The organism is Bowmanella pacifica (genome assembly GCF_014645355.1).
GTDB classification, from domain to species: Bacteria; Pseudomonadota; Gammaproteobacteria; order Enterobacterales; family Alteromonadaceae; genus Bowmanella; species Bowmanella pacifica.
Map to the genome: position 1 here is coordinate 59,761 of NZ_BMLS01000001.1, position 23,967 is coordinate 83,727.

Here is a 23,967-nt window from a genome sequence, read left to right on the forward strand (position 1 = left end):
CGTGCCTTTCAGGCGATATCTGACAAATTAAATGGCGTTTCCTGGTACACATAGTAATTCAGCCAGTTGGTGAACAACAAACTGCCGTGCGAGCGCCAGGTCACTAAGGGTGCCAAGCAAGGGTTATCACCAGGGAAATAGTTTTCCGGCACTGCTGGCTGTGAGCCGGCTTCCAGATCCCGTTGATATTCACCTGCCAGGGTGTCGGGATCATATTCGGGATGGCCGGTGACAAACACCAAGCGCTTATCCCGGCTGGCCGCTAAATACACACCGGCTTTATCAGAGGTCGCTAGTACCTTGATTTCAGGTACCGACTGATAAGTGTCCAACGGAATTTCACCAAAGCGCGAATGACAGGCGTTAAACACAGGATCAAAACCACGCAGTAATTCGTCGTGCTCTTCATTAACCTGATGAGTAAACACCCCGGATAGTTTATTGTCCCGTAAGCGGCGATCAATACCGAAATAATGATACATAGCGGCATGGGCAGCCCAACATAAAAATAGCGTGGATTGCACATGACGACGCGCCCAGTCCAACACCGTTTGCATTTTATCCCAGTACTTCACCGTCTCGTAATCCAGTAGCGCCAGTGGCGCGCCGGTGACAATTAAACCGTCATATTTCTTGTTGGCGATATCGTCGAACTGATGATAAAACGCATCCATATGCGCTTTTGGGGTATTTTTGGGCGCTTCGTTGTCAATACGAATCAGGTCTACATTGATCTGTAGCGGCGTGTTGGACAACAAGCGCAACAACTGCACTTCGGTCTCAATCTTATTCGGCATCAGATTAAGGATCCCCACTTCCAGTGGACGAATATCCTGATTGGCCGCCCGCTCCATCCCCATCACAAAGATATTCTCTTCACCTAATACATCCTGTGCGGGTAAATCATTGGGAATACGAATTGGCATGGCAGTTCTCCGAACAAGTGAGCGAATAGCGCGTAACTCGCGCTATGTAGGCATCTTGCCAAGACGTCTGGAAATGTCAACCTCTTTACGTCTAGACGTCCAAACGAAATGATACATCAAATGGAAAGCTGGCTGCACAGTGACGGTTATCGGCTGCGCTATAAGCAAACACAGCAGCCACGATGCAAAGAACAACGTCAGACACAAGTAAACGAACAGCATATCGCCATAGCAAAACAGTCTAACCTTCAGTCTTCAAAAAGCCGCATAAAGACGCTAGGTTAGCCGTCTTTCCTGCGCATTAATCAAGGCCTTATGAACTGGCAGTTGGCAAGACAATTCCCGTCGCTGGTATGGGTCATGATCCTTGGCGTGTTTTTCTCCCGCGGCACCTTTTTTATGGTGTGGCCTTTTATGGCCATTATGCTCTATCAAAAGTTTGCTTTAAATGAATGGCAGATTGGCCTGACCATGACAATCTCGGCGGTGTCCGCCGTACTGGTGGGATTTTATGCCGGTGCGCTCACCGACAGGTTGGGCCGAAAGACCATGCTCCTCAGTGCCGGTGTGCTGGCCATACTGGCCTTTAGTTTACTAGCGGTTGCCGATGAGGTGCTGTTATATGCCCTGTGTATGGCCTTGTGTGCTATCAGCCGGGAGGTATGGGAACCGCCCGCCAAAGCCCTGATCAGCGATATGTTGCCAAGCGTAGAGATGCGCGAAACGGCCTTTCAGCTACGCTATTTTTCTATCAATGTGGGAGCGGCCCTCTTCCCACTAGCGGGTGTCTGGATGGGTTTTGCCGGTCAGCAACATACCTTCTTTGCTGTTGCCGCCGTTTATCTGGTATTGCTCTGGGCTGTGTGGTGGGCGTTTCGCCGCCCCTCCTCACCAAAAGGGAAAAACGCCAGCCGTATTCCGTTCAGGCAGATTCTGCGGGTGCTAAGTCAGGATAAATTGTTCTTGTTGCTGGTATTGGCCAACACCTTGGTCGCCTTTGTGTTTGCCCATCTGGACTCATCCTTAGTGCAATACCTAAGTCGTGAAGGCCTGGATAATGTGGTGCAGTTGGTGGGCACCCTAATCTTTACTAATGGCATGACCATTGTCTGTTTTCAGTTTGTGATGGTGCGCCTGATGCAAAAGCGCACGCTAGTGCATCGTGTTCAGGTGGGGATGGTGCTACTGACTATCTCTCAGTTGGCTTTCGCCCTTAACCCCATTGACTGGTATTGGGGTTGGATTGTGGCCACATTCTTTTTAAGCCTGGGGGAATGTATTTTATTTCCCACCATGAATATTCAGATTGATCGCATCGCCCCTGCCAATATGCGCGGCGTATATTATGGCGCCGCGTCCTTGTATTCCATCGGCTTTGCTATCGCCCCTTATGCTGGCGGTTTGCTACTGAAAGCTTATGGCGGCCCCAGTTTATTTTTCTTCACTACCCTTTGCTGCCTGGCAGTCTTTGCGCTATATCAGCAGATAGGCCTTGCCACACGCACGTCAGAGGCAACAGAGCCACTGGAGCAAAAAGGATAAAAAGGATGAAAGTGAAAGGATACATGCTATTTGCCAGCGTTTTACTATTAATCAGCCAGGTTCAAGCAGCCCCCCTGGAGCTGGTTAAGGCCGCCAAAGCCCGTACACAACTGGATATTCGTTATGACGGCAGTTATCAAAAACTGGCCTATCCAGGCGGTGATGTGCCTGACAATATTGGCGTTTGCACTGACCTTGTGATCCGCAGTTATCGCACCCTGGGAGTCGACCTTCAGTTGTTAGTGCATGAGGATATACGCGAGCATTTTACCCTCTACCCCTCTAAACGCATTTGGGGTCTGAGTAAGCCCGACCGCAATATTGACCATAGGCGCGTGCCTAATTTGCAGGTGTTTTTCAGCAGATATGGGCAGTCTTTGCCTTTCACTCAGTCAGGCCAGGGGTTTGTGGCCGGCGATATCGTCACCTGGATGTTACCGGGTAACCTGCCACATATTGGCATTGTCAGTGATAAAAACGCACCAGACGGCACGCCACTGGTATTACACAATATCGGGGCTGGCCCGGTGGAGGACAACAGTCTGCTTCGTTATCCAATAACCGGCCATTATCGTTACCCGGCTGTTACTGAGCAATAAACTACAGACATAAGAAAGCCCGCGATAGCGGGCTTTTTGGGTGAATAGTAGCAGAGGTTTAGAGTACCTCTTCGGACACACCGTCTTCAGCTTGCACGGTTTTAGCCAAGAGCAGCTTATCGCGCAGTTGCTTCTCAATAGCCTGGGCCATTTCTGGTTTGTCTTTGAGGTATTTCACCGCATTAGCTTTACCCTGACCGATACGCTCACCATTGTAGCTATACCAGGCACCGGCTTTTTCAACAAACTTGTGCAACACGCCCATATCCACCAGCTCAGCTTCTTTGCTGATGCCTTCGCCGTACATAATATTAAATTCGGCCTGTTTGAAGGGCGGGGCTACTTTGTTTTTCACTACCTTCACGCGGGTTTCACTACCTACCACTTCGTCGCCTTCTTTCACCGCACCGATACGGCGAATATCCAAACGTAATTTGGTTAATGAAAATACACAAGGTGTTAGAGCGCTTAATATTACCGGTCAGCTTACGCAGTGCCTGAGACATCAAACGTGCCTGCAGACCAACGTGGGAGTCACCCATGTCACCTTCAATTTCGGCTTTAGGCGTCAGAGCGGCTACCGAGTCCACCACCACCACATCTACCGCACCGGAGCGCACCAGCATGTCACAGATTTCCAGGGCCTGTTCACCGGTATCGGGCTGGGAGACCAAAAGCTCTTCTACATTCACCCCAAGCTTACCGGCATATACAGGATCTAACGCGTGTTCAGCATCCACGAAGGCACAGGTTTTACCCATTTTTTGGGCCTGAGCAATCACTTGCAGTGTCAGTGTGGTTTTACCTGATGATTCAGGACCATAAATCTCCACCACACGGCCACATGGCAAACCACCAATACCTAAGGCAACATCCACGCTCAGTGAGCCAGTGGAAATGGCTTCAATATCCATGGCCTGATTGTCACCCAGACGCATAATCGCGCCTTTACCAAATTGTTTCTCTATTTGTCCCAAGGCGGCCGACAAGGCCCTGGCTTTATTATCTTCCATTGGTCGCTCCTTACTTGAGCCTGTGATGATGATCGGAATATGAGGCAAGTATACTGTATAGCCATACAGTTACAAGTACTGTATGGCGTTTTGTTTTTATATTTACGAATTTGTGGCTTAAGAAGTACCAGGCAGGCACTAAGCCAGCAATGCCAACGCCTGTTGCAGGGCAAAGGTAATGGCCTGCTCGCGCACCTGCTGGCGATCGCCTTCAAAGCGCTGATGCACACTCACCACCTTATCTGCCAAGGCAAGACCAAACCACACTGTGCCCACCGGCTTTTCCGGGCTGCCGCCATCAGGGCCAGCAATACCGCTTACTGCAATAGCAATATCCGCTTTTGCCGCCTTAAGTGCGCCTTGTGCCATTTCCTCTGCCGTTTGCGCTGAGACCGCGCCATGGACTATCAGCGTGTCATGATGCACCCCAAGTAAACGCTCTTTGACGTCATTCGAGTAGGTAATATAGCCCTGCTCAAACCAGCTGGAACTTCCAGATGTGCTGGTAATGGCGTATCCTATGCCTCCTCCGGTGCAGGACTCGGCGCAGGTAATAGTCCAGCCCTTTTGCTTTAGGGTTTCGCCTAGCTGCTCGGCCAGACGCAGGTTAATTTCTGTCGTCATCATTCCTTACTCCGACAATAAACAAGAATAGCGTCATTATGCCCTCTGATAAATTTGCCTCGCAAGCCGGTCTTTTCGATGAACAGCAACTCGCTCAGCACACGCCTATGATGCAGCAGTATCTGCGGATCAAATCTGAGCATCCGAATATTCTGCTGTTTTACCGGATGGGGGACTTTTACGAACTTTTTTATGACGATGCCAAACGGGCCGCGCAATTACTGGATATATCCCTGACTGCTCGGGGCAAATCCGGTGGTGATCCCATTCCTATGGCCGGGGTTCCCTACCATGCGGTAGAGGGCTATCTGGCTAAGCTGGTTAAGCTCGGCCAGTCGGTGGCTATTTGCGAACAGGTCGGCGACCCAGCCACCAGTAAAGGGCCGGTCGAGCGCAAAGTGGCGCGCATTGTCACGCCGGGCACTATTACTGACGAAGCTTTACTAGATGACAGACGTGACAACCTCTTGGCGGCCATCTGGCAAGGCAAGGAAGGCTTTGGCTACGCCACGCTGGAGCTATCCAGTGGACGTTTTAGTTTATCCGAGCTTAAAAATGAAGAAGCCTTGCTTGCCGAGCTGCAACGTACCCAGCCGGCCGAGCTGCTTTATCCTGAAGGCATGGCAGCCTTGCATCTAATTGAACAGCGTCGCGGATTGCGCCGTCGTCCCGAGTGGGAATTTGATCTGCAAACCGCCATCACCCAACTGAACCAACAATTCGGCACCCGCGAGCTAAGTGGCTTTGGCGTGGACAAGGCCGAGCTTGGCTTATGCGCTGCGGGCTGCGTGATTCAGTATGTCAAAGACACCCAACGTGCAGCATTGCCACATATTCGCGCCATTCGTCTGGAAACCCAAAGTGATACGGTTCAGATGGACGCCGCCACCAGACGCAATCTAGAGCTGACCCAGAATTTAGCCGGCAGCTTGGACAACACTCTGGCCTCAGTACTGGACAAAACCAGCACTGCCATGGGTAGCCGCTTGCTGCAGCGCTGGCTGCATCGCCCTCTTACCGATATTCAGACGCTTACGCGCCGCCAGGACAGCATAGCTGCGCTGCTGGATGCCGACCTGCAGGAACTGCGCGACTACTTAAAACAAGTGGGCGATATCGAACGGGTATTAGGCCGTTTGGCGCTGCGTAGCGCGAGGCCCAGGGATTTTGCCAGACTGCGTCAGGCCTTTGGCCAGCTTCCGGCCATTCGCAGTTTTCTGGCTACCCTGGATTGTCCGCCGCTACACAGCTTGGCTGGCGAAATCAATGAGTTTCCCGAGTTGTTGGATCTGCTGGAGCGGGCGATTATCGACAACCCGCCGGTATTAATTCGCGACGGCGGTGTGATAGCCCCTGGCTACCATGCTGAACTGGATGAACTACGTGCACTGTCCAAAGGGGCCACAGACTATCTGGCGCTTTTGGAAGAAAGAGAAAAGCAGCGCACCGACATTCCAACCCTGAAAGTGGGTTTTAATAAAGTGCATGGCTACTATATAGAAGTCAGCCGCGGCTATGCTGATCTGGTCCCGGCTGAATATGTACGCCGCCAGACGCTCAAGAACAATGAACGCTATATCATTCCCGAGCTTAAGGAATATGAAGATAAAGTGCTCACCAGTCAGGGCCGCGCCCTGGCGCTGGAAAAACAGTTGTATGACGCCCTGTTTGATACCCTGCTGCCGCAACTGTTTGAATTACAGCTAAGCGGCGCGGCGCTGGCAGAACTGGATGTACTGTGTAACCTGGCCGACTGTGCCCAGTTATATGACTATCACAGGCCAGCGTTTAGCCAAGAACCCGGCATTCAGTATGACCGCGGACGCCATGCAGTGGTTGAACAGGTGCTGACCGAGCCTTTTATTGCCAACCCACTGGCCCTTGGTCATAAGCGTCGCATGCTGATTATAACCGGCCCCAATATGGGCGGTAAGTCCACTTATATGCGCCAAACGGCACTAATAGCATTAATGGCCTGCATAGGCAGTTATGTGCCGGCAGAAAACGCTAAGATTGGCCCTATCGATCGTATTTTCACCCGTATCGGCGCCTCAGACGATCTGGCCTCAGGCCGTTCCACCTTTATGGTGGAGATGACCGAAACCGCCAATATTCTCAACAATGCCACGGCAAACAGTCTGGTGCTGATGGACGAAATTGGTCGCGGCACTAGTACCTATGACGGTTTATCTCTGGCCTGGGCAACCGCTTGCTATCTGGCGGAGCAGCTCAATGCTTTTACCTTATTTGCCACCCACTACTTTGAAATGACACAACTGGCCGAGAGCATGGAATCACTGGCCAATGTGCATTTGGATGCGGTAGAGCATGAGGAAGGTATCAGCTTTATGCACGCCGTGCAGGAAGGTGCAGCCGATCGCAGCTACGGTTTACAGGTGGCGATGCTGGCCGGCGTACCCCGCCCGGTTATTCAGGCCGCCAGACAAAAGTTATTTGAGCTGGAACAAAGCGACACCAGGCCCCCCACCAGCGCACCAGGCCCTGTGCCCAGCCAATTGGATTTTATCCAGCAGGATGACCCGCTGCGTAAAGCCTTAAAGAGTCTGAATCCTGACGAACTCACTCCCCGCCAGGCTTTGGAAGCCCTGTATAGCCTAAAGCGTTTGGGCCAAGACTAAGCAAGCCCTCAGGGGCGCGCCATTCGGCACGCCCCTTCGCACAGATTTTGCACGCGGATGACGCTTTTAGATTGAGAGATAAGCGGGATTTGCGTATACTATTTTCCCGTCCTGATAAGAATTCCACACGCCCCCGGCAAACCACTTTAGGTGGTGTGTTTTGCGTTGTGGTACGGATTTCCGATTAACTCCCAAGTCTTAGGTTTCGCATGACAAACTATATTTTCGTGACGGGTGGTGTGGTTTCATCACTAGGTAAAGGTATTGCAGCCGCTTCACTGGCCGCCATTCTGGAGGCGCGCGGGCTGAAAGTCACCATGCTGAAACTGGATCCCTATATCAACGTGGATCCCGGCACCATGAGCCCTATCCAACACGGTGAAGTATTCGTCACCGATGATGGCGCAGAAACCGATTTGGATTTGGGTCACTACGAGCGTTTTATCCGCACCCGTATGACCAGCCGCAACAACTTCACCACAGGTCGTGTGTATGAAGAAGTGATCAAGCGTGAGCGCCGCGGCGACTATCTGGGTGCCACCATCCAGGTTATCCCCCATATCACCAATGAAATTAAGCGCCGTGTTATCGAAGGCGCTGAAGGGGTTGATGTGGCCATCGTTGAAATCGGTGGTACGGTAGGCGATATCGAATCCCAACCGTTTTTGGAAGCCATCCGTCAGTTAGGTACAGAAATTGGCCGTGAACGCGCCCTGTATATGCACCTAACGCTGGTGCCTTATATGGCCGCTTCGGGTGAAGTAAAAACCAAGCCTACTCAGCATTCGGTTAAAGAACTGCGCAGCATTGGCATTCAGCCGGATATTCTGGTTTGTCGTTCAGAAGCCCAGTTACCGGCTAACGAGCGCTCCAAGATTGCCCTGTTTACCAATGTGGCCGACAAAGCCGTTATCAGCTTAAAAGACGTCGACAGCATTTATCGCATCCCGGCCATGCTCAAATCTCAGGGCCTGGATGAACTGGTGGTAAAACGCTTCGGTTTGAGCTGCCCTGAAGCTGACCTGGGTGAATGGGAACAGGTACTGTATGCCGAGTCCAATCCTAATGGTGAAGTCACTATTGGTATGGTCGGCAAATACGTTGCCCTGCCTGATGCTTATAAATCAGTGAACGAAGCATTGAAGCACGCCGGCCTGAAAAACCGTTTAAGCGTTAACATTCAATATATCGATTCTCAGGATATCGAGAGCAAAGGCACTGTGCTGCTGGAAGGTCTGGATGCCATTTTGGTACCTGGTGGTTTCGGCGAGCGCGGTATTGAAGGTAAAATTACGGCAGCCCGTTATGCCCGTGAAAACAAGCTCCCTTATCTGGGCATCTGTCTGGGTATGCAAGTGGCGGTAATTGAATACGCTCGTAACGTGGCGGGCCTGGAAAATGCCAACAGCACCGAGTTTGATCCTAACACCCCTAACCCGGTAGTAGGTTTGATTACCGAGTGGCTTGACGCCGACGGTAGCATGGAAACCCGTACCGAGCGTTCTGATCTGGGTGGCACCATGCGACTGGGCAGCCAGTTGTGCCATTTGATCAAAGGCAGTAAAGTGCATGCCATGTACGGCAGTGAAGCCATTTACGAGCGTCACCGCCACAGATACGAAGTAAACAACAACCTGCGTCCACAAATCGAGGCAGCAGGTCTGAAAGTGACGGGACTGTCTACCGACAAACGTTTAGTAGAAATCATCGAAATAGATGATCATCCATGGTTTGTTGCCGGTCAGTTCCACCCTGAGTTCAACTCTACCCCGCGCGATGGCCACCCTTTATTTGAAGGTTTTGTGGCGGCCGCCGGGCAACATCATAAAAGCAATAATTGATGGGCGTAGCGCGCTGCGCCTGAGCGAATAATGTCGCCCGGTTGGGCGACACATCTTTCATATTCAGAGGCAACAATGTCACAAATCAGCAAGATTATCGGTCGCGAAGTTATGGATTCTCGCGGCAACCCCACTGTCGAAGCCGACGTTTACCTGACCAGTGGTGCCTGGGGACGCGCTTGTGCACCCAGCGGTGCCAGCACGGGTTCTCGTGAAGCCCTTGAGCTGCGCGACGGCGATAAAAGCCGTTATTTAGGTAAAGGCGTCTTGAAAGCCGTGGCCGCCGTCAACAATGACATCCAGGCTGCCCTGTTGGGTAAAGATAGCCATGATCAGCAAGCTATCGACACCATCATGATTGAACTGGATGGCACTGAGAACAAAGAAAAGCTGGGTGCCAATGCCATTCTCGCCGTGTCTCTGGCGACAGCCAAAGCCGCTGCTATGGATAAAAACATCCCGCTTTATCAGCATATTGCCGAGCTGAATGGCACGCCGGGTCAATACAGCATGCCGGTACCTATGATGAATATCATCAACGGTGGTGAGCACGCTGACAACAACGTAGATATTCAGGAATTTATGGTGCAGCCAGTCGGCGCCGCCAACTTCCGTGAAGCCCTGCGTATGGGCGCAGAAATCTTCCACAGCCTGAAAAAAGTGCTGTCGGCCAAAGGCCTGAACACCGCTGTAGGTGACGAAGGTGGTTTTGCCCCTAACCTGAAGTCTAACGAAGAAGCCCTGGCCGTTATCGCCGAGGCTGTTGCTGCTGCAGGTTACGAACTGAATAAAGATGTGACTCTGGCCCTGGACTGTGCAGCTTCAGAGTTCTATCAGGACGGTAAATACGATCTGAAAGGTGAAGGTAAGGTATTTGACTCCGAGTCTTTCGGTGATTACCTGGCAGAACTGACGGCCAAGTACCCTATCGTATCTATCGAAGACGGTTTGGACGAGAGCGATTGGGACGGCTGGGCCAGCCTGACCAAGAAGATTGGCAACAAGGTACAACTTGTCGGTGACGACCTGTTCGTGACCAATACCAAGATCTTAAAACGCGGTATTGATAACGGTATTGCCAACAGCATCCTGATCAAGTTCAACCAGATTGGCTCACTGACCGAAACCCTGGAAGCCATTCGTATGGCCAAGGAAGCCGGTTACACTGCGGTTATTTCGCACCGTAGCGGTGAAACCGAAGACGCCACTATTGCCGATCTGGCCGTAGGTACGGCTGCCGGTCAAATCAAAACTGGTTCACTGTGTCGTTCAGACCGCGTTGCCAAATATAACCAATTGCTGCGTATCGAAGAGATGCTCGGTGGTAACGTAGCCTATAACGGCCGCAAAGAAATCAAAGGCCAGGCCTGAGATTAAAAAGGGGGCAACCGCCCCCTTTTGCATCTATGCAGTCCAACCAGACAGATATCTTTCGGGATGACAGCCAACAGCTCCAGTTTGCCGAGCTGTGTAATGCCTTGTATGAAAGAGAACTGCAAACCCTGTCGCAAATGGGCAACCTGGCCTTATTACAGCGGCGCCTGAAAGGTCTGACACATCATATCAAGCGTATTGCCGCCAGCATGTTGCAACATGATGGTCCATTACAACTGGATATTCACAATGCCAGTTGGCAGGCTAAACAAGCGGCCCATTGTCCCAGAAACGATAACCCAGCCGATACACAGACCTGGTTTAAGCAGCATCTTTGCTTTGGTCTGCCGGTGCCGGTTTGGCAACACCAAACAGGCATTGAATACCTCGAACTGGATTGTATTGATAAGTTTGACCTGGCTGAGGGTCGCTTACATCTGAATAAAAATGGCTGGTTTATGCTGGACGGTAGCCCGGTCAGTGAAAACAGTCAAAATCGCGCCCTGCTTGTGCCTAAAAAAGCCACCCTAAGTGCGGCATGCTGTGGACACAGTTGGAAGCAAGGGCATAGGTTCCATCCTCATACCCTGAGCCTGAGAGAACTGCGTCTGGTTAGTCAGATTAACTGGAAAAATTGTAGAAAGCCTGCCTGAACTTCACCCATTTATATACGCCCGGTGGCCCTGACCGGCACCACCCAGTAGCGCATACTGCCTGGTTGCAGCACCCCCGTTAACTGCTCAAATACGCTGGAAAGCCCGCTTTCTTGCAACATAATATCGAACTGCACAAGTTGCTTATAACCTTGTACCTGTTCGCGAATGCTCAGATTTGCATGCTCCCGGCTGTGCCCCTCAATACTGCGAATAGTAAAACCAGATAACCAGTCCAGCGACATCAACCGGTCCACCACCTCTTCTTTTGCCTTAAGCGGCAGCAGAATACTGAGCAATACGTTGTCTTCACTCACGGGAACGCTCCATTAATCGATAAAATACCGGCAACAAATACAAGGTCGTCAGGGTTGAAGTGACCAGGCCACCAATAACAACTATGGCCAGCGGTCGCTGGATCTCGGCACCAGGGCCGGTGGCAAATACCAAGGGCATTAAGCCAAACATGGCGGTCGTGGCGGTCATCAGCACCGGACGAAGCCGTCTCACCGCTCCCTGGGTAATATGTTCAAGAGCATCGGCATAGACACCCTGCGTTTGTTCAAAATAACTGACCATCACCACACCATTGAGTACAGCCACCCCCAGCAAGGCGATAAACCCCACAGATGCAGGCACAGATAAGAACTCGCCACTGACATAGAGCGCTACCATACCGCCCATCAGGGCAAAAGGAATGTTGCCCAGAATCAGGCCGGACAAGGCCAGTGAGTGGAAAGTGGTAAACAGAATGACAAAGATCAACAGCAAGGCGATAGGCACCACCAGCATCAGGTTTTGCATAGCACGTTGCTGGTTTTCAAACTCGCCACCATATTCAATGCGATAACCTTGGGGCATCTCTATCTGCTGGTCGATGCTGCTTTGCAGCGTTTCCACAAAGCCCACTACATCACGTCCCACCACATTGGTTGTCACAGACACAAAGCGCTTGGCCATCTCTCTTTCAATCAGCAAGGGGCCTTGTTGCATGCTGATATCCGCCACCTGCTGTAAAGGCAAACTAGTGCCATCAGGTAAGAGTATTGGCTGATGCAATAAGTCCCCCACCGCCCTGAACTTAACTGAATTTGGCTGTTCCAGGCTGTTGGCAAAACGGATAGGGGTGGCAATTTCGCCTTCAACAATCTCAGAGACGGTTCGCCCCTCAACCAGCCCCAGTAAATAAGCACTTAGACTCTGAGTACTAACCCCCAGCATGGCGGCAATTTCGGGACGGGCCCGAATATTCAGATATTGCCCACCTTCCACCAAGGCTACTTGCACATCTTCGCTGCCTTGTACCTGTTCGGTAATGTCCCCTATCTGACCGGCCAGCGCCGTCAGGGTATCCAAATCATGGCCAAACACCTTAATGGCCACATCACCACTGGTGCCGGTCAGCATTTCCGATACACGCATCTGAATCGGCTGGGTAAAGTTGATGTTCATACCAGGAAAGTGCGCCAACTGGGCACGAATGTCGGCGATCAACCACTGCTTATCGGGGTTACGCCACTGGTCTACAGGTTTAAGCTGCAAGAAAACATCGGTTTCATTCAGTCCCATGGGATCTAGCCCCAATTCGTCTGAACCGGTGCGGGCCACAATATTGAGGATCTCAGGAATATTCTCCAATAACGCCAGTTCCAGTTGTTTATCCAGCGCAATGGATGCATCCAAGGTGATACTGGGCGACTTCTCAAGCTGAATAATAATGTCGCCCTCATCTAGTTGCGGCATAAAACTCTTGCCGGCCAGTACAAACAATCCCCCCGCCAACACCAGGGAGGCCAGCAACAAGCCGATATAAGGGCGAGGGTGCGCCAAGACATGCTGTAAACTGTGCTGGTATGCAGACTGCAGGCGCTGCACCCAACGGGGCATCTCGGCGGCCTTGGCATTGAGCAGCAGTGAGGACAGCACCGGAATTAACGTAAATGCCAGTAACATTGCGCTGAGCATGGCAAAGACAATGGTTTTGGCCACAGGAGAGAACAATTTACCTTCCAGTCCGCTTAAGGTCAGAAGCGGAGAAAACACGATCACGACGATCAGCGTACCGGCCAATACCGGCGTGGCGACCTCATAACAAGCGCGGAAGATCTGATGCAGCAGCGGCAGTTTGCTTTGCCTGTGCAGGTGCGTTACCGCATTTTCCACCATCACCACCGAGGCATCCACCAGCATACCTATGGCAATCACCAGCCCCCCCAGACTCATTAGGTTGGCCGACAAACCAAAGACTTTCATCAGCGCAAAAGTACCCAGCGCCGCCAGCGGCAGAGAAAGCGACACCACAAAAGCCGCCCGCACATTTCCCAAAAACAGCGCCAACACAATGATCACAAGTACAACCGCTTCTATCAGCGCTTTGATCAAGGTATCTGTGGCCGTTTCAATCAGGTTCGCTCTGTCATAAAACACCTCAACCTTGGTGCCCTCCGGCAAGGTAGGGGTAAGCTCTGCCAGTTTAGCTTTAACGTCACGCACCACTTCGGCGGTATTGCTGTCTTTCAGGGCAATCACCAAGCCTTGTACGGCCTCCTCGGCATTGCGGGTCACGGCGCCATAGCGACTCAGATGCCCAACACTGACCTTGGCGACATCCTGCAGCCTGACGGTCGCCGATACATCGCTTTTCAGTACCAGGGTTTGCAACTGCTCAATATCAGCAAAACGTCCCTCGGTACGCAGAATCAGACTGTCAGTGCCTTTGCTGATACGTCCCAGCCCGGTGTTTTGATTGGTCTGGAGAATAGTGCGTTCAATATCCTCCAAGCCGATACCCAACTGTTGCAGCCGTATCGGATCCGGCAATATCTCGTAGGTTTTGACAAAACCGCCCAGGCTGTTGACATCCGCCACGCCAGCCACGCTTCTAAGCGCAGGTCGGATATACCAATCCAGCAGTTCACGGCGCGCTTGTAGCGACATTGCAGGATTGTCCACCGTAAACATAAACATTTCACTTAGCGGCGTACTCATAGGTGCAACGCCACCGCTTATCCCCGCAGGCAAACTCCCCCAGATTCCGGACAAGCGCTCACTGACCTGCTGACGCGCCCAGTAAATATCGGTACCCTCACTAAAATCCAGGGTAATCACAGTAATGGCGTACTTAGTAGTAGAGCGCAGCATGGCCTGGTGAGGGATCCCTAGCAGCTCAGTTTCCACCAGCCGTGTCACTTGTGATTCAATCTCTGTGGTGGTCATGCCAGGTACTTTGATAATGACCTTGACCTGGGTAGGCGAGATATCCGGAAACGCATCAACAGGCAAGGTTCGCCAAGCTTGCATCCCCACCCCAGCCAACAAAATGGCCAGCAAACCGACAAACAGTCGTTGGCTAAGCGATAAGCGCAGAACAGCAGCCAGCATTATTCTCTCCCCAAGCCCATAAACAGTCCCTGCAAGGCACTGACTGAACGGCTCAGCACAGCTTCACCATCAAGCGCGGTGCTGGCTTGTACCAGTAGCGTTTGGGCTTGTGACTGACGAACCTTTACCGCCACCAGCCGCAGACGCGCCTGCTCGCGCACGGCCACATAGTCTTGATTGTGCAACTCAAAGACAGCAGAAACCGGTACCCGGTATACCGATGATGGATACACAGGTTTCACCGCCAGGGTTTGTCCCAGCTTCAGACCACAGTCTGACGGAATACGACTCCAGGTCTGTTGACGAATACCTTGTAAGCGGCCGTCTACTTTAAACAGGGGCATATCACACTGCCCGCCTTCCACCTCAAATCCATACAGCCCCGCCAGACTATCTGACGGCATCATCACGTTAAGCTGCACCGCAGATGGCGCGATAACTCGAAATAGCTGTGCATCCGCTGACAACCTTTCATCGCCACTGGCAAACATCAGTATCCCATCAACCGGGCTTAGTATCGTGACATTGCCCTGTTTGTCCTGCGACAGCAGGCTGCGTAAATGCCTGACATGCTCCCAGGCTAACGCGGCGGCATGATACTCCCGTTCCAGTGTCAGCCACTGTGGACTGGAGACAATGCCTTTGGTGCGCTCAGTCTGATTGGCCTGATAGTTACGTTCGGCCACCTCAAACAGACGCTTAGCCGCCTGATATTCATCAAAGAAGTGCTCCACTTCACGGCCGCGTATGTCGGCCACCGGCTGACCAGCTTTCACCCCTTCGCCATCATTTACTAACCAGTTTCGTTGCATCACCGCGAAGGGTAAACTGACGTCATAAGCACTGCCGGGTTGATAGCTAACCCGTCCAAGTACTGGACTACCTTGAATTTTTTCTACCGGTTCGGCATTGGCGTACTCAAGTTGATAGGCTTGCAACGCTGCCATGTCGACAGATTGTGGTTGCTCAGTGGCCTGAGCCAAAGGCAACAGGAAAAACAAAAATGCTAGGGGCAGGAAGAATCTGGGCATTGGTCGCAAAAAGTTGCTAAATGATGGCCATGCTTTTACCTTACGCAGGCCCAAAATACATGGGACAAATGCCCTAAGCTCCAAAAAAGGTTTTTAATTCATGGTGTTACGAGACAAGATTTTAACCACTCTATTAATCATCATTATGCTGCTCAACACAGTGGATGTGATTACGGATTATTACCTGGGCATCCCCATGTGGCACATTATTCAGGAAAGCTGCATCGTATTGGCTTCCGCTATGGGGGCGTTGTATATCATCAGAGAAAGTTTGCACCGTCGTCAGCATATTGAACATCTGAAGAATCAGTTAACCCTCAGCCACTCTCAACTTGCCAAAGCCTCCGAGGAAATGCAAAAGGCCCGCAATGACTTTGCCCATGCTATTCAGCAGCAGTTCGGCCAATGGCACCTGACTCAAAGTGAGCAGGATGTGGCCTTACTGTTATTGAAAGGATTAAGCCTCAGAGAAATTGGTGAAGTCAGAGATACCAAGGAAAAAACCGTGCGTCAGCAGGCCTCCTCGGTATATGAAAAAGCCGGTGTTGAGGGGCGTCATGAATTTGCCGCCTGGTTTTTGGAAGATTTTGTCAGCCCTTAAAGGACTAACGACGCAATTCCTGCGGAATAGGTAACTCTTTAGCCAAAGGCTTAGGTCGTTTGCCACGACCTTTCTTCCAGTTTTTCAACTGATACACATAGGCCAGTACCTGGGCCACCGCCATAAACAGTTTCTCCGGGATCTCATGCTCTTCCTCGGTGGAATAATAAATGGCCCTGGCCAGCATGGGGGACTCCACAACAGGTACGCCGTGGGCACCGGCTATTTTGCGGATATGCAGCGCCAGTTCATCCAGGCCTTTAGCCACCAGCACCGGCGCACGAGTGCCGTTTTGATCATACTTGAGTGCCACCGCGAAGTGAGTGGGGTTGGTGACTATCACGTCTGCCTCGGGGACTTTTTGCATCATCCGCCGGGCCGCCGCCTGGAATTGCAAGCGACGAATACGACCTTTGACTTCAGGATTACCTTCGGCGTTTTTACGCTCGTCCTTCACTTCCTGTTTGGTCATTTTCATTTCTTCGTTGTGCTTATAGCTCTGATAAGGCACATCAAAAATTGAAATGGGTATCATCGCACAACAGATGATCAAAAATGCCCAGCCCAACAGTTCCAGCGCATGCATAACGTTACGCGGATAGAGCTCCATATCCAGATGCAGGGCTTCGGCACTGAACAGTCGCAATGCCAGATAAGTGCTGACCGCAACGATAATAAATTTAGCCAGGGCCTTTAGCAGCTCTACCATGCCATTAGGGCCAAACATACGCTTAAGACCATTAATGGGATTAAGTTTACTGGCCTTAGGCTTGGCCGACTCCCAGGTGAAGTTATAGCCGCCCAGCGCGATGGAGCCGTAGATACCGGCAATGGTCACGATAATCAGATAAGCCAGCACTGGCCAGGCAATTTCCATCATACCGCTGCCCCAGGCCTGGAACATATGGTTAACGTCATAGGTCTCATCCCGGGACAAACTGAACATACGCTGCATCACGCTGAACAAGGCGCTGCCTATACTCTGTCCAAGCAGTATCAATGCCCCAGCACTGGCAATTAACACTAAGGTGGTGGACAACTCACGGGAACGGGCAATCTGGCCTTTTTCTTTGGCTTGTTCGAGTTTTTTCGACGTGGGTTCTTCTGTTTTCTCATGTGCATCAGCCATCCGGGTACTCCAGATAAAGCGGAAGGAACAAGGCGCCCCTTTCCTGACTGTATGAGATTAAGTGAACCTGCTGGCACATCATGGGCTGCATACCCTGAGCAACTGACACATAAATAACTGCGCCCGATCCCATTCCTGTTCAAAATGGAAGGTAAAGTTATCCATGGTCAGCCAGATAATGATCAGGCCAGTGATCTGTGCAATGGAAAAGCCGATAGTAAAGACGTTAAGCTGTGGCGCGGCCTTGGTCATAACCCCAAAAGCCAGGTTAATAATTAGCAAGGAAATAATCGGTGCCAGGGAAATAGTCAGCGCGGCCACAAACATCCAGCCGGCAAAGTGCGCCACATCACGAAACTGTTCAGGACTTAAGCTATGAGGCCCAATAGGAAAGGCCTCAAAACTCATCACCATCATCTTGATCATGGCCAGGTGACCGTCCAGTGCCCAAAACAGCAAAGTGGCCAGGATCAGATAAAACTGGCCCACTGCGGGCACGTTAATGCCGTTAACCGGATCCACAATAGACGCAAAGCCCAGGCCCGTCTGCATGGCAACAATCTGACCGGCCAACACAAAAGTGTTTAGCACCAGCGTTGAAATAAAGCCGATGGCAATACCGATCAATAGCTGCTGAATCACCATCAGCCAAGTCCCTACCGAAAACATCTCGGTAATAGGTACAGGCGGCACCACCGGCATAATCAGCAAGGTTAAAAATAACGTCAGCAGGGCACGTACAGGCGGCGGCAAGGTTTTAGCACTGATCCCAATCATAGCGGCAAACATGCCGCTGATACGCATAAAAGGCAGCAGCAAATCGGCCAGAGATTGGGTCAGGGTCGAGGCCAGGATTTCCATTACTGACGGCACTCATTCGGCAAGCAGGCAGAGGAAAGAAACGAGTGACTCTGGCTTAACTCGCGGCCACACACAAAGCGTCTGCGCACTGCATACTGGATATAGTTCACGCTTTACCCCACCACTTCGGGGATACGGTTCACCATTTCAAAGAAGAAATCCATCAGTTGTCCGGTCAACCAATGTCCCCCCCAGGACAGTGCCAGCAAGGTCACAATTAACCTGGGCAGAAAGTTAATGGTCTGTTCGTTGATTGAAGTCGCCGCCTGAAATACCGACACAATCAAGCCCACAAACAGGCTGGGCAAAATAATGGCGGATACCAGCAGAATCACCATAAAAAGGGCTTCGCGCAGGATATCAACAAATATTTCCGGGCTCATAACGTGCTCCCGCTACATGCCAAAACTGTTGGCTAACGTGCCAAAGATCAGATTCCAGCCATCGACCAAAACAAACAACATTAACTTAAAGGGCAGTGCCACAATCATCGGCGATAACATCATCATCCCCATGGCCATCAGCACCGACGCCACCACCAAATCCAGGATCAGAAAGGGAATAAACAACATAAAGCCAATTTGAAAGGCGGTTTTCAGCTCGCTGGTAACAAAGGCGGGGATCAGTACATTCATGGGGACTTCTTCCGGGCTTTGGAACTGGCCCTCATAGCCGCCAATCTCAACAAAGGTTTCTAAATCCTTAACCCGGGTTTGCGACAACATAAAAGCGCGCATGGGCACCTTGGCCCGTTCATAGGCTTCCAGCGAGGTGATTTCCTCATTGAGATAAGGCTGCAGTGCGGTTTCATTCATCTTGTCAAACACCGGCGCCATAATAAACAGGCTCAGAAACAGACTCACACCAATTAGGATTTGGTTGGACGGTGCCTGCTGTAAGCCCATGGCCTGACGCAGAATAGATAACACGACAATGATCCGGGTGAAAGACGTCATCATCATCACAAAGGCAGGGATCAGACTCAGTGCGGTCATAATGGCCAGCACTTGCAGCGTCATGCTGTAGTCCTGGCTACCATCAGGGTTGGTGGTCACAGTCAAGGCTTTGACACCGGCATTGGCCCAGGCCATATCAGGCAACATCAATAAGCCTAATCCCGCCAACAGCATCCATAGCCTAGTCATGCGTCTTCCCCTTCTGCCCCTGCATTAACTGCGTTAACTTGTCTTTGAAATTATCCCCCGACGGCTGCGCCACCTCCAAAGGGCTGTCCAGTTTGGCCAGGTGATTAATATTCTGTGCCGTGACGCCAAGCATATGCTGCTCCTCGCCCACCTGGATCACCAGGATTCGTTCCCGGGTACCAAGGGCCATTGAGCCTACGACTTTCATTTGCCCGCCGCCCTGCTGGGTGACATTAAACCGGCGCATAATGTAGCCAAGCATAAACACCAACGCGATAACCACCACCAACGACAGCAAAACTGACAGATAATCGACGGGGCTATTGAGAGGTTTATTGTCGGCGAAGGAAGGAAAAGAGAACCAGGCCAAGCTGCCAAAAAGCAGCTTAGCCATTGATTTATCTAAGTTTCTTAATACGTTCAATCTGACTGATAACATCGGTTAAGCGAATTCCGAATTTGTCGTTGACCACTACTACTTCTCCATGAGCAATCAACGTGCCATTTACCAGGACATCCAATGGTTCCCCGGCAACCCGGTCCAACTCTACTACAGAGCCCTGGTTCAATTGCAACAGATTTCGGATACTGATGTGACTGCGACCCACTTCCATCGAGATGGTGACCGGAATATCCAGGATGGTATCCAGCTTGCGTTTTTCGTCGCCGCTAATAGGTGCATCATCCTGTAGCTCATCCAGCTCTGCAACCTGGACCTCATCGGTTGAAGCTTCGGCATCGGCCTGTTCGGCCATCGCTGCCGCCCAGTCGTCCATTGCGTCATCATTTTCGGTGCTCATCGCGCTACCTCACTTTCAATTGGCTCCCGCCTGAGCGGGAAAAACCTGTCCAACCGGCATACCGGCGTTATAAATCATCTTCCAGACTGGCAAGCTCGGCGTCTGAGTCCAGACGTCGACCGCCTTTGGTCAAAAGTTGCAGTTCAGATTTCACCGAGGTGGGTCTTGGGATCTTCTCGGTGATCTTCAGGGCAATATTGTCTCTGGAGCGGCCCATCTTAGTGCGGAAGGTGGGTAAGTCTTCCACAAACAACACCACATGCTCTGGCATCTCGATGGGAATAATATCCCCTTCCTGAAGATCCATGATTTCCTGCAACGACAGTTCGATGTCCATCAAGGTCGCAGACACTTCCACCTGCACATCCATAATTTCATCGCGCAGTGCTTTACTCCAGCGCAGGTCGGTATCTTCTTTGTCACTTTGTACGCCAGCATCCAGCAGCTCTCTGATCGGTTCTAGCATGGAATAAGGCAAAGCGACGTGAAAATCACCGCCACCGCCGTCCAGTTCAATATGGAAGGAGCTGATCACCACCACTTCGGTGGGGCTGACAATGTTCGCCATGGCCGGGTTAACCTCGGAGTCCAGATACTCAAAGGACACGTCCATGACTGGGGCCCAGGCTTCTTTGTAATCTTCAAAAATTAGTTTAAGCAGCATCTGAATAATACGCCGCTCGGTGGGGGTAAACTCCCGTCCTTCAATCTTGGCATGATAGCGACCGTCACCACCAAAGAAGTTATCCACCAGAATAAATACCAGGCGCGCTTCCATGGTGATCAGCCCCGTACCTTTTAGGGGGCGGAAACGCACCATGTTCAGACTGGTCGGTACAAACAAGGTATGTACGTACTCACCAAACTTAATCATCTGGATGCCGTTAATCGACACCTCAGCACTGCGTCGCATCATATTAAACAGGCTAACGCGCATATGCCTGGCGAAACGTTCGTTAACGATTTCCAGGGTCGGCATACGCCCACGGACGATACGATCCTGAGAAGAGAAGTCATACTCCAGCGTCGAGGCACCGCGCTCGGAGCTGTCTATCTCTTCTTCTTCGACTTCATCAACGCCGTGTAATAGCGCGTCAATTTCGTCCTGGGATAATAAATCGCTCACCTGTTTATTCCTATTGCATCACAAAGCCGGTAAACAACACTTGGGACACCACATCTCGTCCCGCGATTTCCTGCATCACCTTCTTCACTTCTTTGATGGACTGCTCACGCAGGGCAATCTTGCCCGCTTCAGTGACCAGATCATCGGCGTTGGCACTGGAAAAGACCCTAAGCAACGTGCCTTCAATCATGGGAATATGCATTTTAGCCTGTTCCTCATTATCGGCACCACGAACCAATAACTGCACCTTAATCTCGACTAAACGGTCACGCCCTGTCCCGGGCACGTTAAACACAAAGGGACGAGGCATAGCCACATACAGGGCCGACCCCAGGGCGGCGCTGTTGGAAACCGCCGCACTGTCAGATGCGCCTGGCGTAGGACTCATGGCCTGGCTGTCATCCATAGTTGGCTCATCAGAGCCGCCCAGTAAGAAAAAGGCCGCCGCGCCACCGATAACCAGCACCGCTACGGCAGCGATGATAATCATCATCTTACCTTTCTTCTTGCCTGCGTCTTCCAATTCCAGTTCTTTTTCTGCCATTATCAGTCTCGATTCAAATACCTAAAGCGGATCTTATCTACCGCCGCCACAATAGCAAAGCTTTAACGCATTTGCCCTTGGGGCCTTTTATCTTTTATGTACAGATTTTGTGCAAATCCGGTGCCTAAACAAAATAATCAATGCCGCCAACCCGGCCATTTACCACCCGTAGCTCTGTCTCAACCGCCTCTGCGGCAGCTTCGGCTTCACTTCCCATGCCAGACTGATTTTGCTGGTCGGCAAACTGCTGCCCTTTACCTTCTTGCTGAACAAAGGACTGACCCAGCTCAATGCCTTTTTCTGCCAGCATTTCACGTAATCTCGGTACTGCCTGGTCGAGCATGTCCCGGGCTTGCTGAGATTGCACCACAAAATTTACGCTGGCCTGCTCACCGTGCATATGCACGCGAACCTGCATAGAGCCTAACTCCGGAGGGTCCAGACGAATATCGGCACTCATATTGCCCAGATTCACCAACATTCTGACCCGCTCGGCCAACTGCACGGCCGCTTCCGGCTTGGCTATATTAATGGCTTTATCCAAAGCACTGTGCTGGGTCGAGGTTGCCGCCTTAGCGGTCTCGCTTTGAACCTGGGTCGTTTCTACCTGTATCTGACGCTCTGCCAGACCTCTGATACTAGGGTCAAAAGCCTCCTGGCGCCCTAAAGGCTGCATCTCAAGTAAACTGGCAAAACGTTGCAGCTCGGGTTGCAGCGTAGCAGGCGGAAGCTGAATCCCCTGCTCTTTCAAGCTGCTCTGCACCAGGCTTTGCAGATCCAGCCCCGGCTCTCTGCCTTGCTGCAACTGCGCCTTAAATTCGGCCATACCGGCCTTTAAACTGGCAACAAAATCTCTCACCGCCTCAGGGCCCTGCTGTTTTACCGGCAATTGCTCCGCCAGCTGTGTGAGTTTTTTATCCAGTTCTTTTTCGGGTAACTGCACCAGTTCCTGCAAGGTGACTGATTTCTCGGGTGTTGGCGCTTTGTCGCTTTCATGCTTTAGGGCAGTTACAACAGGCGCAGGAGAGACTTTCTTAACGCGCTCGTCAGTCGCAGCTATAGCCTGGCCTTTCAGGCTTTGGGGCTCTTCACTGGCTTGCACAATAGCCTGCAACTGGCTGAGACTCATCATACCGTCCTGCACCTTAGTGTTCAGTAGCGCAGCCTTTTCGTCATCCGTCATCTGCGCTAGCGAGGCGATTTGCTCCTGACTTATGCCGCCTGATAGGTTTTTCGACTCCAGGCGAAGCAATCCTTCCCAGCCCTTAGCGGTAAATAATTCGGCCGGCACTTTGGGGGCCTCACTGCCCTCCAGGACTTGTCCCAGCTTCACAATGGCACTGGCAAACATCTGCAGTTCAGGCTCTTGGGGCATGTCCGCCAAAAAGGCTTTGAATTCACTCAACTGCTCTGGCGTTAACATCTCCTGCAATACATCAGGATTCAGTCCCAGCTGCTGCAGTAGCGCCAGATTTTCTTCAGTCCAGGCCAGGTCACTTTCGGAACCCTGTGCATCCGCCGTGGCATTAACCTGCCCGGCTTTAAGCCCGTCTTCCTCGGCCGCTACCTGCTCTCCATCCTGGCTTGTTTGCTTACCCAGCACCAATTGATATACCAGCGTTAGCCAGTCGTCGGCTTGTTGCTCGCCCTCTGATATGGGTTGTTGCTGCGCCTCGTCGTCAGTTGACGTAGAGGCTAGCCTGGATAGCTCATCATCTGAAGCTTGAGTACTTTGCTGCGCTGACACTGCCGTCGTAGTGGGGTCCGACTGTTTATCCTGAGACTCAACGGGATGATTTTCTGACCCAGTGGTGTCAGTCTTATTCTTATCTTTTGGGGCGTCAGCCGCATCCTTGGTGCTGTCCCCCTTAGCATCAGGTAGCGCCTTACCTTGCCTATCAGCCACTTCAGGCACCGGCTTTTCATGGCCACCTTTGCGCACCGGCTCAATACTGTGCTGACCTTTCCCTTGTTCCAGGCTTAACTGCTCCCGGAAGATATTCGCCTGACCGGCGTCCGCCGTCTGACTACTATCGTCAGCCAGCACAGCGGCAATCTTGGGGTGAGAGGCGGCAACTTGTTGCATCATAAGGACTGTTCCATCCAAACCTGTATTGCCAATGTCTTGATGAAATAAG

21 protein-coding genes and 1 pseudogene are annotated in these 23,967 nt (G+C 51.7%); 7 read left to right on the top strand and 15 right to left on the bottom strand.

Features of this window, described 5'->3' with window-relative positions:
- Positions 1-8 precede the first annotated feature (8 nt).
- A complete protein-coding gene (metA, locus tag IEX02_RS00280) occupies positions 9-926 on the bottom strand; it encodes a homoserine O-acetyltransferase MetA (protein ID WP_188688583.1) in 918 nt (305 codons plus the stop codon).
- A gap of 315 nt (positions 927-1,241) precedes the next feature.
- Here metA and IEX02_RS00285 point away from each other — a divergent pair, with 315 nt between their 5' ends.
- Together IEX02_RS00285 and IEX02_RS00290 are read left to right on the top strand one after the other, a co-directional pair.
- Positions 1,242-2,468 (top strand): MDR family MFS transporter, encoded by a 1,227-nt coding sequence (locus IEX02_RS00285; RefSeq protein WP_188688586.1) that lies wholly within the window; start codon positions 1,242-1,244, stop codon positions 2,466-2,468.
- Between the two features lie 5 nt (positions 2,469-2,473).
- The gene (locus IEX02_RS00290; protein ID WP_188688588.1) at positions 2,474-3,067 is read left to right on the top strand and encodes a DUF1287 domain-containing protein; all 594 of its coding nucleotides are present in this window, start codon (positions 2,474-2,476) and stop codon (positions 3,065-3,067) included.
- A gap of 58 nt (positions 3,068-3,125) precedes the next feature.
- Here the strand turns inward: IEX02_RS00290 and recA are convergent.
- Positions 3,126-4,080 (bottom strand): annotated as a pseudogene (gene recA, locus IEX02_RS00295) (recombinase RecA).
- Positions 4,081-4,218: 138 nt separating this feature from the next.
- Positions 4,219-4,707, bottom strand: a complete 489-nt coding sequence (gene pncC, locus IEX02_RS00300; RefSeq protein ID WP_373284952.1) for a nicotinamide-nucleotide amidase — start codon at positions 4,705-4,707, stop codon at positions 4,219-4,221.
- A 35-nt stretch (positions 4,708-4,742) separates the two neighbouring features.
- Between pncC and mutS the strand changes: the two genes are divergently transcribed.
- From mutS to IEX02_RS00320, 4 genes are all read left to right on the top strand, one after another.
- Entirely contained in the window at positions 4,743-7,343 is a 2,601-nt protein-coding gene (mutS, locus tag IEX02_RS00305; protein WP_188688590.1) for a DNA mismatch repair protein MutS, read from the top strand.
- Positions 7,344-7,552: 209 nt separating this feature from the next.
- Positions 7,553-9,184 carry a CTP synthase gene (pyrG, locus tag IEX02_RS00310; RefSeq protein ID WP_188688592.1) on the top strand — a complete coding sequence of 544 codons (1,632 nt, stop codon included), beginning with the start codon at positions 7,553-7,555 and terminating at the stop codon, positions 9,182-9,184.
- Positions 9,185-9,259: 75 nt separating this feature from the next.
- Entirely contained in the window at positions 9,260-10,555 is a 1,296-nt protein-coding gene (gene eno, locus IEX02_RS00315; RefSeq protein ID WP_188688594.1) for a phosphopyruvate hydratase, read from the top strand.
- Between the two features lie 35 nt (positions 10,556-10,590).
- Positions 10,591-11,211 (top strand): hypothetical protein, encoded by a 621-nt coding sequence (locus IEX02_RS00320; protein ID WP_188688598.1) that lies wholly within the window; start codon positions 10,591-10,593, stop codon positions 11,209-11,211.
- Between the two features lie 11 nt (positions 11,212-11,222).
- On the opposite strand, the gene IEX02_RS00325 is transcribed toward IEX02_RS00320, so the two are convergent.
- The 3 genes from IEX02_RS00325 to IEX02_RS00335 are packed head-to-tail and all read right to left on the bottom strand — an operon-like array spanning position 11,223 to position 15,623.
- Entirely contained in the window at positions 11,223-11,528 is a 306-nt protein-coding gene (locus IEX02_RS00325) for a DUF3240 family protein (RefSeq protein WP_188688600.1), read from the bottom strand.
- A complete protein-coding gene (locus tag IEX02_RS00330; RefSeq protein WP_188688603.1) occupies positions 11,521-14,592 on the bottom strand; it encodes an efflux RND transporter permease subunit in 3,072 nt (1,023 codons plus the stop codon). Before IEX02_RS00330 ends, IEX02_RS00325 begins: the two co-directional genes overlap by 8 nt.
- A complete protein-coding gene (locus IEX02_RS00335; RefSeq protein WP_188688606.1) occupies positions 14,592-15,623 on the bottom strand; it encodes an efflux RND transporter periplasmic adaptor subunit in 1,032 nt (343 codons plus the stop codon). Before IEX02_RS00335 ends, IEX02_RS00330 begins: the two co-directional genes overlap by 1 nt.
- A gap of 100 nt (positions 15,624-15,723) precedes the next feature.
- Here IEX02_RS00335 and IEX02_RS00340 point away from each other — a divergent pair, with 100 nt between their 5' ends.
- Complete coding sequence (locus IEX02_RS00340; protein WP_188688609.1) at positions 15,724-16,224, top strand: helix-turn-helix transcriptional regulator; 501 nt, start codon at positions 15,724-15,726, stop codon at positions 16,222-16,224.
- A 4-nt stretch (positions 16,225-16,228) separates the two neighbouring features.
- Here IEX02_RS00340 and flhB read toward each other — a convergent pair whose 3' ends face one another.
- The 9 genes from flhB to IEX02_RS00385 all read right to left on the bottom strand — a co-directional run bounded on the left by flhB (position 16,229) and on the right by IEX02_RS00385 (position 23,918).
- Positions 16,229-17,353, bottom strand: a complete 1,125-nt coding sequence (gene flhB / locus IEX02_RS00345) for a flagellar biosynthesis protein FlhB (RefSeq protein ID WP_188688611.1) — start codon at positions 17,351-17,353, stop codon at positions 16,229-16,231.
- 78 nt (positions 17,354-17,431) lie between these two features.
- Positions 17,432-18,214, bottom strand: a complete 783-nt coding sequence (fliR, locus tag IEX02_RS00350) for a flagellar biosynthetic protein FliR (RefSeq protein ID WP_188688615.1) — start codon at positions 18,212-18,214, stop codon at positions 17,432-17,434.
- 113 nt (positions 18,215-18,327) lie between these two features.
- Positions 18,328-18,597, bottom strand: a complete 270-nt coding sequence (gene fliQ, locus IEX02_RS00355) for a flagellar biosynthesis protein FliQ (RefSeq protein ID WP_188688617.1) — start codon at positions 18,595-18,597, stop codon at positions 18,328-18,330.
- A 12-nt stretch (positions 18,598-18,609) separates the two neighbouring features.
- Complete coding sequence (gene fliP / locus IEX02_RS00360) at positions 18,610-19,359, bottom strand: flagellar type III secretion system pore protein FliP (RefSeq protein WP_188688620.1); 750 nt, start codon at positions 19,357-19,359, stop codon at positions 18,610-18,612.
- Positions 19,352-19,753 carry a flagellar biosynthetic protein FliO gene (gene fliO, locus IEX02_RS00365; protein ID WP_188688623.1) on the bottom strand — a complete coding sequence of 134 codons (402 nt, stop codon included), beginning with the start codon at positions 19,751-19,753 and terminating at the stop codon, positions 19,352-19,354. The genes fliP and fliO overlap by 8 nt, the downstream gene beginning before the upstream one ends.
- A 4-nt stretch (positions 19,754-19,757) precedes the next feature.
- Positions 19,758-20,159, bottom strand: a complete 402-nt coding sequence (fliN, locus tag IEX02_RS00370) for a flagellar motor switch protein FliN (protein WP_188688627.1) — start codon at positions 20,157-20,159, stop codon at positions 19,758-19,760.
- Between the two features lie 67 nt (positions 20,160-20,226).
- On the bottom strand, positions 20,227-21,285 hold the full coding sequence (gene fliM / locus IEX02_RS00375; RefSeq protein ID WP_188688630.1) for a flagellar motor switch protein FliM: 1,059 nt from the start codon (positions 21,283-21,285) through the stop codon (positions 20,227-20,229).
- A gap of 10 nt (positions 21,286-21,295) precedes the next feature.
- Positions 21,296-21,829 (bottom strand): flagellar basal body-associated protein FliL, encoded by a 534-nt coding sequence (gene fliL / locus IEX02_RS00380; protein WP_188688633.1) that lies wholly within the window; start codon positions 21,827-21,829, stop codon positions 21,296-21,298.
- A gap of 124 nt (positions 21,830-21,953) precedes the next feature.
- Complete coding sequence (locus IEX02_RS00385) at positions 21,954-23,918, bottom strand: flagellar hook-length control protein FliK (RefSeq protein WP_188688636.1); 1,965 nt, start codon at positions 23,916-23,918, stop codon at positions 21,954-21,956.
- Positions 23,919-23,967: the final 49 nt, after the last annotated feature.